Origin of the sequence: Streptomyces zagrosensis (genome assembly GCF_014203645.1) — a bacterium.
Taxonomy (GTDB): domain Bacteria; phylum Actinomycetota; class Actinomycetes; order Streptomycetales; family Streptomycetaceae; genus Streptomyces; species Streptomyces zagrosensis.
In genome coordinates this window covers 255,602-266,653 of the sequence record NZ_JACHJL010000013.1, presented here as the reverse complement: position 1 = coordinate 266,653, position 11,052 = coordinate 255,602, and the positions used below count along the sequence as shown (strand labels likewise).

The window sequence follows — 11,052 nt, the reverse complement described above, 5'->3', positions numbered from 1 at the left end:
TTCTCCGGACTGCTGATCGCCATGCTCCCAGTCCTTGCGGTCTACATCATCTTCCAGCGCCAGGTGCAGGCGGGCCTGACCGCAGGCGCCCTGAAATAGCCCCACTGACCCGAACCGGGCCCCTCCTGAGCTGGGCCGCCGAGCTGTGCCCCTCCCGAGCTGGGGGACGGCAGCTGACCCGAAATCCGTCAGATGCCGGCGAGAGCAAGTGAAAGGCCGCCGGGCATACGCCCGGCGGCCCGGCACCGAAAACCGTGACGCGGCACTCCGCCGGCCCCGGGGCCCGCGCTGGGCGCACACCCCGTGACCGCCGAACTGCCAAGAGCGTCGGTTACTCCACCCAGTTATGTTCCTGTGCGAGCTCGATGAGCCGCTTCCGTGCCAGCAACAACTGGGTTCCGGTCAGCGACGGAACGGCGTGCAACAGGGCCTCCGTCAGCTCAAGTTGGAACTCCCCGGCCGTCAGCACATCACATGTGCCGTCCTCCGCTGCCTCGGTGCGCAACCGCGGGCGCGCAACGTCCGCAGAGAGGGACGTGGTCGGAGCCGCACGCTCGATCAGCCGCACATCGGACGCCTTGAGACCCCGCTGACCGTCTTCGACCTCGAACGCAACCCGAAGCCCCGGGCGGAACAGGGCCTTGTCGTTACGTAGGTCATTCGCGTGCATGAACACGTCCTCATCACCGTCATCCGGCGTGATGAACCCATAGCCGCGAATGTCGTCAAACCGCAAAATTTTTCCCGTAGCCACCGCGAATACCCCACAACTCAGTCATCGCTACCACAACCAGTGACGCCTATCGCTGGCGCCGCCCACAGCGTACAAGGAACTCGCCTGCCCGGAAGACTTCCGGGCTTTCCCCGTCGATCCGGCTTGGCGAGCGTGGCTCGACCGGGCCTCAACCGAGCCCGGAGAGCGTGGCGCCGATGGTCGCGAACGCCCCCCACAGCACCGGCGAATGCTCCACCGTGCGCGCGGTGCGCCACGCGTCGAGCCGGGTGCGCTGCCAGTCGTTGAGCGCCCGCACCGCCTCGTGTTCCTCGTGCGCGGCATCGATCGCGCACACCGCGTCGTGCAGCGGCCGGGCCTGGGACGGCGCGCCGGCCAGGCGGTGGAAGGCCAGGTCCGTGGGCAGTGCCCAGCGCGTCGTGGTGACCAACTCAGCGCCGCCGTGCACCATCGCCGTCGCCAGGCCAAGGGCCTCCCCAAACCGCATATCGCCGCCACTCTCGCACGCGATCAGCGCGACCCGGCTCGGCACCGGCCAGCGCGCCGCACCCGACTCCGGTGACTGGGCCAGGGAGTGCGTGCCAAGAAGCAGGTCCTTGGCCGAGAGCGGCCGGTGGGCACGGATGGGCGGCGCAAAGCCCACGCTGTCCGCGCCGCACGCCAGATGGAGCTGCGCGTTCTCGCTCTGCCCCGACTCCGGTGCGGCGGCGGTGACATGGCCGACGTACAGCAGTCGGCTCGCACCCGCGCGCAGCGTCACGCTCAGCCACTCACGGTCCACGTCGCTGCGTCTGAACATCGCCGCCGGATCGCCCCCGGCATCGGGGCGCAGTCTGCCGTTTTGGGCGTACCCGGCGATCTGTCGCGCCAGCGGTGTCTGTGCGCTCGGGCGGCCCAGTACGGACCCGAGCGCCGAGTCCGCGCGGAACCCCGGTACCCGTGGGTCGAGCACCGCGACCACCGGCAGTCGCCGGGTAGCCGACCAGGAACTGACCGCACGCCCCGGAGCGTGCGTCACACTCGTCGGTGCCAACAGGCCGAGATCCGCAATGTCGAGGAGCCGCAGGCCCGGGTCGGGCGCCAGCAACTCCCATGGCAGGCGCGCCGTACGCGGTGATGGCTGGATGCGCAGTAGCGGGCGGACGCCGCGCGTCCACAGCTCATGGAGTTGCTGGGCGAGTCCGTACGGCAAAAAGGTCCGGGACAGGCGCTCAGCCAGGGCGAGTTCACTGTCGTACGTGCTGAACGCGCCGCTGGTCAAAGCGGCCGTGAGACGGGGCGTGGCGGCACCGGGCAGGGCGGCCTCCAGTGCGTCCAGCGCCCCGTCCGCCGCGGCCTTCGGCACTCGGCTGACGCCCGACGCGGACAGCGCGTGCGTCCACCGCCAGGACACATACACATCGCCCGCGTCGGCCATGCGTATCAGGACGGTGGGCGGCGGCTCCGCTGCGTCTTCGGTCCCTGCTTGGCGTACGGGCTCGGGCTGGTCCACCTGCTCGCCTGGGGGGCCGGGCGGGCGCTGGGCCTGGTGGTGGGAGCCCGGCCGGTCCTCGGGCCGGGCTTCGGTGGCGGCACCACCGGTTGCTGGGGCGTCGGTTGCTGGGACGTCGGTCACCATGTCGGAATCACCCGGCCGTCTCTGATAGATGCGCCGTACCGCTCTTCGGCGCGGGCGATATGCCGGTCCAGGGCGATCTCTCCCTCGGCCGTCAGGGCGAGCAGGGGCGGGGCGCCGAGCGGAATGCCGGCGCTGGCGGCGATATCGGCGAGCGCTGCCCCGAGCTGGAAGGGGTGGGCGGCACGTTCCCGTGCTCCGCCCGGCCCGGACGCCGGTGCACCGGACTCGGTTCGACGCTGTTGCCACCCGGCCACGACGGTGTCGAGGAGCTCGGCGGTGAGGTCTGCTGCGACCGCCTCCACGCCGAGCCTGTGCCCGGGCTCGATGTCGCGCCCCGGCTGGATGCCGCACCCGGGGCTGGTGTCGCTGCCGGGCGCTGGGGCAGTGCCGTACTCGACCGTGTCGGGGTACGCGTCGAGGTAGTCGGTCATGGGCGCCTGCGCGAACCGGTCCGCGCTCAGCGGCGGGCCGGCGCAGCAGGTTTCGATGAGCTCCGTGACGAGTCGGGTGTCTCCTGCCCGGGTAGCGAGCCGGAACGCCACCCGCACGGCGGGCGCCACGATATGGCGGCTCCAGCGCTCACGCTGATAGCCACCGGTGAGTGTGAACCGCACCGCGTCCAGGGCGAGCGCGGCGGGTACGGCGAGTTCGACGGCCCGCGCCAGAGCGGTTGGGCCCCAGCCCGGTCCTTCACCCGGCTCGGATTCCGGGTCGGGGTCGGCGGAGTGTCTGCTTTCCAGCAGCATGGCGTGCGTGAGATCAAGTTGCGCTAGCTGAGGGCCGAGCCCATGGGCGGTGAACACGGCCGCTGCACGGGCGAGTTCGGCCTCGCCCTCGTCGAAGTGGCCAGCGGCGTACGCACTGACGGCCAACTCCGTGCGCAGATGCGCGGCGGCCACCACCGCTCCGCACGCCTCGAATGCGGCCAGTGCCCGCAGGTACCGCTCCCGGGCCCGCTCGCGCTCACCGCGCAGCGCGGCAAGCATGCCGAGTAACTTCAGTCCGCTCGCGGACCGGTTGACCATGCCTGCCCCCTCGAAGAACTGCTGGCAGGCGAGGAGCAGGGGTTCGGCCTGTGCGAGGCGGTGGCTGCGTAGATAGCCCCCGGCAAGATTGAGCCGCGTCTCCGCTGCCCCGACCAGATCGCCCGCCGCCTCAAATGCGGTGAGCGCCTGCTGCCCATAGTCGTCGGCCAACTCGAACCGCCCGGTCTCCAAGCTGGTCACCGCCAGATTTCCCAGCGGATGCGCCGCCATCTCGGGCACCTGATGCGCGGTTGCGGCCAGCGTGCGCCGCGCCAACTCATGGGCGGTGGCCCATTCCTGCCGCCGAATGGCGAGTGATGTGAGCCCCTGGAGACAGGCGGGCAGCAGACTGTTCGCTTCCTGCCCAAGCTGTTGCTCCGCGCCACCGCCAAAGGGGGAGGCGAGCAGCCCGTGCGCCTGGTCGAGCACGCTCTGCGCGCCGTCGAGGTCGCCCACCTCCTGCAACGCGTTGGCCATATTGATCAACGTCGCGGCCCGCAGTGCCCACATCGGCTCCTGGGCCAGTGCGTCAAGGTGGTCGCAGGTGCGCAGCGCGCTGCGGTAGGACGCCACGGCAGCCGCGTGGTCGCCGAGCGCGTTCGCCGTTCCGGCGCGATTGACGAGTGACTGGATCAGCAACTGGTGGAGCTGCGCGGTGAGCAGGGTGGTGGTCTGGGCTGCCTGGTCGAACGTCGCATGCGCGGTGTTCAGCTCGCCGCGCGCATACGCGTCCACCCCCGAGGAGATGAGGCCCGTGATGCCCGTGATGCCCTGCAAGAACTCGGGGCCGATCAGCGACGGTCCCGTTTCCGGCTCCGATTCTGATCCCAGTTCTGGTCCCAGTTCTGATCCCGATCCCGATTTCGGCTCGGGCTCCGCGGAAGACGCCGCGGGAGGCTCCATCGGCGGCTCCAGGGGGAAAGAGCCCGTGTGTGGGCCGCGCCCGAGTGCGACGTCTGGGTTGGGGTTGGGGTTGAAGGTGGGGCTGGGGCTGTCGGGCTCGACCATGTCAGTAGTCCGTCTCCGCTTCCGTTTCCGCCGCCGCTCGCTCGGCCGTCAGGAGGCCGTCGTACGTACCAGCGGCGGCGCGTGCGAGGCGATCTCGTACGAGCTCCCTGATGCGCTCGCGTACGGCATGCCCCGCGGCCCGCTGCGGATGCTGAGCCGCAGGCCAACCGCCGCTGCTTCCTGGGTCGGCGGACACCTCGTCCGGTCCTGGCCAGGCGAGGGGATCAAAACCGGGGAGGTACACCCCCACGGTAAGCGCCGTCGCCGCCTGATCCTCCGGGGCGGTGAGCTGAGCCACCCATGCATCGCCGGCCAGCCCCAGCGCCGTGGTCGTCGCCGTACTGGCGGGCTGCCCACCGATCACGGCCCACGGAACGAGGTGCGCCGGAACGTGCCGTGCGGCGCCCGGTGCGGTGAGTTCCGGGGCGGCAGCGACGCACACCGCGATGACCGTACGTCCCGCTGCCCGGGTGGCCTGCCAGGACAGTGCCTGCTCCGAGGCGTCCACGAGCCCCGGCGGGTAGCGGCGCCAGTCGGTACCGACCACGCCCTGAGCGATCACCAGGCCGTCCGGCGCCGGACTCTGGGGGACGGCGCCGGCGGCCAGGGCGTAGTCGGCGGCGTGCGCGGGGCGGCTGCGCGTAGCGACGCTGTCGCCGGGCTCGCTGTCGCAGATGCCCTGCGGACCGCGCCCACCCACGGGCGTTTCGTGTGAAGGCGCCGCGTTCGTACCAGCGATGCCTGTCATATCCGCTATGTGGTCGATGTCGTGCGACTCCCATGGCTCGGCCGGCCCGTGCTGCGCCGCCGCCTCCAGCAGCAGGTCGCAGCGCTCGGTCAGCCGCGCCAGATCCTGTCGCAGCACCTGCGCGTCGAGCGGCGGAATGCCGTCCAGGGCCGATGAAGGCCACCAGTGGGACGCCCAGTGCGCGTACGCCAACATCCGGGCGTCTGCCGCCAGTTCGGGCAGCCCGGGCCGGGCGGGCACCTGGGTCGGCGGTCCGGGGTGGGCGTCGGACACAGCGGCAAGCGCCACGGCGGCCTGCTCCCCGTACAGCGCCCACACCCATTCCTGCGCGTCCTCCGCCCGGTCGAGCACCGCGACCGGCTCCGGATGCGTGGCGAGGACGCTCCAGCTCAGATGACCGCCGGTGACCTCAAGGAGCGCCACATCCACCTGTGGTGCGTGGTCCAACACGCTGGGCGCGGGCCCTGATTGCTGCGGGAGCGGGGTGAGGACGCACAGCCCCGCGGGCGTGCGCTCGATGTGTATCACGCTGGTCATCGACCCGCCCCCGTATCGGCGAACCCAGCCCCGATGCCGCCGGGCCCGGGCGCGCGCGTGCTGTTTGACGCGGTTGCCGGCTGCGGCAGGGTGAGGGCCTGGCGGACCCGAGTGCGGTGGTCGAGCATTACCGAACGGGCCACGCCGTCAAGCACGTCCCACAGCTCATCGAGGGCGAGCGGGGCGCCGCGTACGTCTCTGCCGTGCAGCCGCACCCACAGCCGCCGCGCATACGCTCGCCAGGGCGCACGCAGCTCATCGGCGACCCGGGCGAGCGGGTTGGCGGAGGTGGGAGCACCCTCGGTGCTGGTGCTGGTGCTGGTGCTGGTGCTGGTGCTGGTGCTGGTGCTGGTGCCGGTGCCGGTGGGGCCGGGGCAGGCCGCGCCGTGGCAGGGAACGCCGATGCCGTGCTCGGTGGCCGGAATCTGGCGTGGGGCGATCGTGAGCCGGCGGGTACGCAACACATACGCCTCGCGTTGCCAGCGGGCGTTGATCGCGCGGTGGGCAGCGGTCACCGCCTCGCCTGCCAAGCCGGCCGTGTCGTGCGGCGCGACTCCCAGCGGGCGCAATCCTGTGGCTAGTTGTGCGCCCACCGTCGCCGTCACCCGTAGCGACTCGTCGGCGAGCGCCCAGGGCGCGCAGCCACGGTCGATCTCGTCGGCGACGAGTTCGGGAACCGTCGGCAGGTCCGCGCGCTCGACGGTGGTGCGTAACGCGGTGAAGACTCGTTGCTGGATGGTCCGGTCGAAGGGCGGGCCGAGCTCAGCGGAGGAGGTTGACGAGCCCAGTTCCGGCCGCTGGGGCAGTGGGTGAGCGGTGAGGCCCAGCCGCTGGGCGACGTACGGGGCGGCCAGCGGCTGGGCGGGGCCGAGCGGGGCCGGTTCGCGGTGCGGGTGCGGCGGGCCGACCGGGGTGGTGGCGGGAGTCGGCGCGGGACCCGGCGTGGGGGCCGGTGCGGGCGCCTTTGCTGGCGCCGGGGGAGCGGGCGCGGTCGGCGCGGCGTACCACAGCGCGCGCCCCGCCGCGGTGCCCGCGCGCCAGCCGATTAGCCGCTGCCAGGCGTCGGCCGCGACGCCCGCAGGGCCGTTGGGGCTGCCGGCGCTATCGGCGCTGTCGGGTCCGTCGTAACTGTTGGGCACGGCAGCCACGGCCGATGCGAAGGAGGCTGCCGATGCGCGGGCGAAGGCGGCGCAGCCATCGAGCACCGTGCGCACAGCCGCCGTGTCGTGGACCGCCTCCCCGTGCCCGTGCGATGAGTCGTGTTGATGCGGGGCCTGATCGCGCCGTTCCCACGCTGCCGTCAACCGCGCGGCCAGGCGCCGGGCCTGCTCCGGGTCGGCGAGGTGGTCGCGCAGCGCGCGGGTGGTGCGGCCATCGGCCGAACCGTGCACCTCGCGCAGCGTGCGCTCGGCGATCTGGCCGCTGGTCGCCGGGTCGGGCCGGCCGTGTTGGGTGGCCAACGCGAAGCAGGGTTGGAAGTAGCGGTCCTGCGGGTGGCCGTCGTTGATCCGTGCGGCACGGCGTACGCTCTTGAGCACCGTGAACCACTCGGCCGTAGCCCGCAAAACGTCCGCTGCCGCGTGCACCAGGGTGGCGAGGAGCGCGGCGCCGTCCGCGCTGACCAGCGGGCCGGCGCACTGCGGGTGCCAAACCGGGCGGATGACCAACGGGTCGATGAGGAGCTTCACGGTTCGGCTCAGCGGGCCGCCCTGGGGGCCGCTGAGGGCCGCGACGCCATCCAGCTCGCGCCACACCTCGTACAACACCATGGCGCGCGGCCGTGCGAGCGCTGAGTCATCCGGGGCGTCCGGGCCGGTCCGCATGACCGCAGCTTAAACGCGTGTTCGAGGGGCGCCAAACCTGGGATCGGTAGGCGCAACGAGCTTCCTAACGTCTGCGGCATCGGTTCGTACGCGGATTAGCACACGGATTAGCACACGGATAAGGACACCTCATGATTCGGGTTATTCGTTCCGCCGCCTGGATGTTCCTCATTGGCTCACTGGGTTACTACGTATGGCATGGGTTCAATGGTGAGCCCATGGAGCCCGGCGTCCCCGTCTGGGTGGGGCCGCAGATGATCCCGTTGATCATCGCGGTGAGTTTGGTACCTGTGGTGCTGGCCTTCACCAAGGATGGTGTGCTTTCGGCGCTCACCGGTAAGAACAGCGCGGCCTTCCGCAAGGGCCTGGTGGGCGTGGGCACCGTCAAGTCGGCCAGCCCCACCGGCACCACCATCAACGACCAGCCCGAACTGCGCGTCGAGTTGAGTGTGCGGGGCGCGGGCGGTGTCACCTTTGAATCGCACGCCAAGATGGTCGTGGCGATCACGGAGGTGGCGCTGCTGAAGCCGGGGACCGTGTTGCCCGTACGGTATGTCCCCGGCCGCACCGATCGCGTAGAGCTCGACCGCTCGGGCGATGCCGCTCAGGCTCAGGCCGTGCTGGACCAGGAGCAGGTACGGCGTGGCCTGACGACTCCGGAGACGCTCGACGTCGCCGAGCGCGGCACCGCGGCGCAGGCGGTCGTGCGGTCGCTGGACGTGTCCGGGGTGGTCCGGGACGGGTACCCCCAGCTCGACATCACCCTCGTCGTGACCCGCCCGGACGGCACGACGTTCGAGACGGAGGTACAGAAGTTTCTGCCGCCGCATGCCGTGCAGTTGGTACAGGTGGGCCGGGTCATCCGGGTGCTCTACCTGCCGGGTGACGAGAGTCGCATCGCGCTCGCTCTGCCCGCCAACCTCTAGCCTCGCCGTTTCGCTTGGAGACGGCGACTGTGGCGGCGGAACTACGGAAGCGCCTTTCTGACCTGGACCGATGGACCGTGCTGAAGGGTTCTATCGGGCCAGGCAGAGGGCGTTTCCTCCCTCTTCTCCGCAGCTCTCAGCCGAGCATCTTCTCCCTGCACGGCATCGGGTGGTGTCCCAAGACGCAGCCGGCCTTGTCCTGGCCGAGGTGCGGCATCGCGAACCGCTGCCGGACGTCGGCCTCTTCAAGCACGGTGTTGCGGCCAGATGAACAACCTGCGCCATGCACGGTGCACTCGCGCTCAATCCCCGCAGCCTCGCTGGCTCCCATGAGCATGGCCCACGCGCGTCTGCCACTCGCTATCCGAGCCAGTGAAAGCCCAGCTCAAGAACGTAATGCGAGGACGGATGCCATGCCACGTAAGCACTGCGCGGCGAGACCACAAAGGCCCGGCGTTGCCATCAGACACGGCACAGGGCCTAGGTGTTCATGGTGTTGACGCGATGCGCGGGCCGCTGCGACGCTCCGAACCATGTCAGCCATGAGCCCGCTGTCCTCGCGGCTCCGCATCGACGTGGGGCGGCGCCGCTGTGCCGCGTGTCGCCGCGGCCCGGCCGCCGCGATGCACTGACGCGCCGCCGACTCGTCTACTGCGCCACGAGCCATCGAGCCATCGCGCCGGGTCCGCCGCCGACCCGCTGGCGCCAGGCACCGCAAGAGGCCGCCACAGCACGGCGGGCCACCAGGTCCGCGGACCGCCAGCCCTGGCGTGTGGCCGCGCATATCGGCTTGACCACGACTGACCACCGACTGGAAGGGCATCGCCATGACCACCGCACCGACCCATGTGACGCCCGCAGCCCCGGCGCCAGCCACGCTGCCCGCAGCCGCGCCGGAGCGGGCCGCGTCCGCATCCGCTGCTGACGCGGGCAGGCTCCGCAGCACCCGCTTGAATGGCCGGATCGGCGCGGTCATCGAAGGGGTGCGGCTCGGCGGGGGCCTCGATACCGAGACGGTGGCCACCATCCGGGCCCAGCTACTTGCGCACAAGGTGGTCTTCTTCCGCGAGCAGCACCACCTGGACGAAGCGGAGCACGAGGCGTTCGCCAAGCTGCTCGGCACGCCGGTCGCGCACCCCACCGTGCCATCGGGGGACGGTCGGTACTCGCTGCGCATCGACTCCGACCATGGCGGTCGGGCCAACCAATGGCATACCGACGTCACCTTCGTCCCTGCGTATCCGGCCTTTTCCATCCTGCGCGCCCAGGTCCTGCCGCCGTACGGAGGGAACACGCTGTGGTCCAATACCGCAGCCGCGTACGCCGAGCTCAGCGAGCCGCTGCGGACACTGGCCGACAGCCTGCGTGCCCTGCACTCCAACGAGTACGACTACGCGGCCATCAAGCCGGACGCCAACGACGCCCAACTCGACCAATATCACCAAGTGTTCATCTCGACCACGTTCACCACGGAACACCCGGTGGTGCGCGTCCACCCGGAGAGCGGTGAACGCGCCCTGTTGCTCGGCAATTTCGTCCAGCGCATCAGGGGAGTGTCCAGCAAGGACTCCCGGCTGCTGATCGAGCTGTTTCAGCATCACATCGAGCGCCCGGAGAACACGGTCCGCTGGCAGTGGCAGGTGGGCGACGTGGCCATCTGGGACAACCGCGCCACCCAGCACTACGGCGTGGACGACTCGGGCGATCACCCGCGCAAGCTGCGCCGGATCACGGTCGATGGGGACATTGCGGTCGGCGTGGACGGCAGGCCGAGCGTGCTGATCAGCCCGGCGGACGTCCCTGAGCCGCCGTATGGCTCCCCGTCCGGCGCCTCCACCGCCGCAACCAGCCCGTCATCGGATCGGCCCGAAGCCACCGGGTGAGGCCAGGGCGGCCGGGGCTGGGCCGGGCAGCAGCCCCGCGGCAGCGGTGGCCGCGGCCGAGGAGGACGACGGCTGCCCTGCGCTGGGCCGCGCTGCGCGTGGGGCGGGGATGATTGAGCGCCGGGAGGAACGAGGCCAGGTCGCGCCGCGGCACCGCCCCACCAGGCGAAGCCGCGAAAGGGCCGCGCAAAGCGGCCGGGGGCCGGACCATCGGGGCCCGGCCTGGAGACCAGCCACGGAGGCCGGGCCAGGAAACCGGGCTGGAGGGCGCTATACGTTTTCACCACCTCGCCGGCGTGCGACCCACGGGCGAGAGCCCGGGGCCGGCCCGCCGTCGATAGCCCCCTTGGGGAGCCGTCAGGAGGCTGTGACCTCCGCCGCACCATCGGAGTGCGAGAGCGCGGCCGACAGGCTGTCGTGGATCAAGAACACCTCGGTCAGGCGGGTGGCACGGAGCAGCCTGAGTGTGAACGGGTCGGTCACCACGATCCTGAGCAGGCGACCACGCCGCCGTAACCGGTTGGCGAGCTGGCACAGCGCGCCGAGGCCGCTGCAATCGATGAAGGTGACACCTCGCAGATCGACGACCACATCCGGGTGCCGATCCAGGTTTTGACCTGCGAGGAAGTCGCTGTTGGGGGAGGCGGCGAGGATGTCTATCTCGCCGAGGAGCTCAATGATCAGGAACCTGTCAACGGTCCGGCGCCTGATCGCGTAGGGGAGTTCGTACTGCTCGGACATGGGGCGCTCC

The 11,052-nt window shown here is 70.9% G+C and carries 8 protein-coding genes and 1 pseudogene; 3 read left to right on the top strand and 6 right to left on the bottom strand.

The window, feature by feature from the left end; all coding sequences use genetic code 11:
• Positions 1–99: pseudogene (locus FHS42_RS37415) on the top strand (carbohydrate ABC transporter permease); the annotation flags it as partial.
• A gap of 232 nt (positions 100–331) precedes the next feature.
• On the opposite strand, the gene FHS42_RS24045 reads toward FHS42_RS37415, so the two are convergent.
• From FHS42_RS24045 to FHS42_RS36295, 5 genes are all read right to left on the bottom strand, one after another.
• A complete protein-coding gene (locus FHS42_RS24045) occupies positions 332–754 on the bottom strand; it encodes a cold-shock protein (RefSeq protein ID WP_184575278.1) in 423 nt (140 codons plus the stop codon).
• 148 nt (positions 755–902) lie between these two features.
• Complete coding sequence (locus FHS42_RS24040) at positions 903–2,351, bottom strand: CHAT domain-containing protein (protein WP_246495301.1); 1,449 nt, start codon at positions 2,349–2,351, stop codon at positions 903–905.
• Positions 2,345–4,384: an ATP-binding protein gene (locus FHS42_RS24035; RefSeq protein ID WP_184575276.1), complete on the bottom strand. Its 2,040-nt coding sequence runs from the start codon at positions 4,382–4,384 to the stop codon at positions 2,345–2,347. Before FHS42_RS24035 ends, FHS42_RS24040 begins: the two co-directional genes overlap by 7 nt.
• 1 nt (position 4,385) lies before the next feature.
• Positions 4,386–5,669 carry a hypothetical protein gene (locus FHS42_RS24030; protein WP_184575274.1) on the bottom strand — a complete coding sequence of 428 codons (1,284 nt, stop codon included), beginning with the start codon at positions 5,667–5,669 and terminating at the stop codon, positions 4,386–4,388.
• Positions 5,666–7,492, bottom strand: coding sequence for a hypothetical protein (locus tag FHS42_RS36295; protein ID WP_221476824.1), 1,827 nt, complete (start codon positions 7,490–7,492; stop codon positions 5,666–5,668). The genes FHS42_RS24030 and FHS42_RS36295 overlap by 4 nt, the downstream gene beginning before the upstream one ends.
• A gap of 131 nt (positions 7,493–7,623) precedes the next feature.
• Between FHS42_RS36295 and FHS42_RS24015 the strand changes: the two genes are divergently transcribed.
• Both FHS42_RS24015 and FHS42_RS24010 read left to right on the top strand, forming a co-directional pair.
• Positions 7,624–8,418, top strand: coding sequence for a hypothetical protein (locus FHS42_RS24015; protein WP_184575272.1), 795 nt, complete (start codon positions 7,624–7,626; stop codon positions 8,416–8,418).
• Between the two features lie 827 nt (positions 8,419–9,245).
• The gene (locus tag FHS42_RS24010; protein ID WP_184575270.1) at positions 9,246–10,301 is read left to right on the top strand and encodes a TauD/TfdA dioxygenase family protein; all 1,056 of its coding nucleotides are present in this window, start codon (positions 9,246–9,248) and stop codon (positions 10,299–10,301) included.
• Positions 10,302–10,658: 357 nt separating this feature from the next.
• On the opposite strand, the gene FHS42_RS24005 is transcribed toward FHS42_RS24010, so the two are convergent.
• Positions 10,659–11,042, bottom strand: a complete 384-nt coding sequence (locus tag FHS42_RS24005) for an STAS domain-containing protein (protein ID WP_184575268.1) — start codon at positions 11,040–11,042, stop codon at positions 10,659–10,661.
• Positions 11,043–11,052 lie beyond the last annotated feature (10 nt).

Excerpts from the sequence above, each read along its gene's own strand:
- FHS42_RS24040 (WP_246495301.1), bottom strand. The coding sequence starts at position 2,351 with ATGGTGACCGACGTCCCAGCAACCGACGCCCCAGCAACCGGTGGTGCC.
- FHS42_RS24035 (WP_184575276.1), bottom strand. The coding sequence starts at position 4,384 with ATGGTCGAGCCCGACAGCCCCAGCCCCACCTTCAACCCCAACCCCAAC.
- FHS42_RS24030 (WP_184575274.1), bottom strand. The coding sequence starts at position 5,669 with ATGACCAGCGTGATACACATCGAGCGCACGCCCGCGGGGCTGTGCGTC.
- FHS42_RS36295 (WP_221476824.1), bottom strand. The coding sequence starts at position 7,492 with ATGCGGACCGGCCCGGACGCCCCGGATGACTCAGCGCTCGCACGGCCG.
- FHS42_RS24015 (WP_184575272.1), top strand. The coding sequence starts at position 7,624 with ATGATTCGGGTTATTCGTTCCGCCGCCTGGATGTTCCTCATTGGCTCA.
- FHS42_RS24010 (WP_184575270.1), top strand. The coding sequence starts at position 9,246 with ATGACCACCGCACCGACCCATGTGACGCCCGCAGCCCCGGCGCCAGCC.
- FHS42_RS24005 (WP_184575268.1), bottom strand. The coding sequence starts at position 11,042 with ATGTCCGAGCAGTACGAACTCCCCTACGCGATCAGGCGCCGGACCGTT.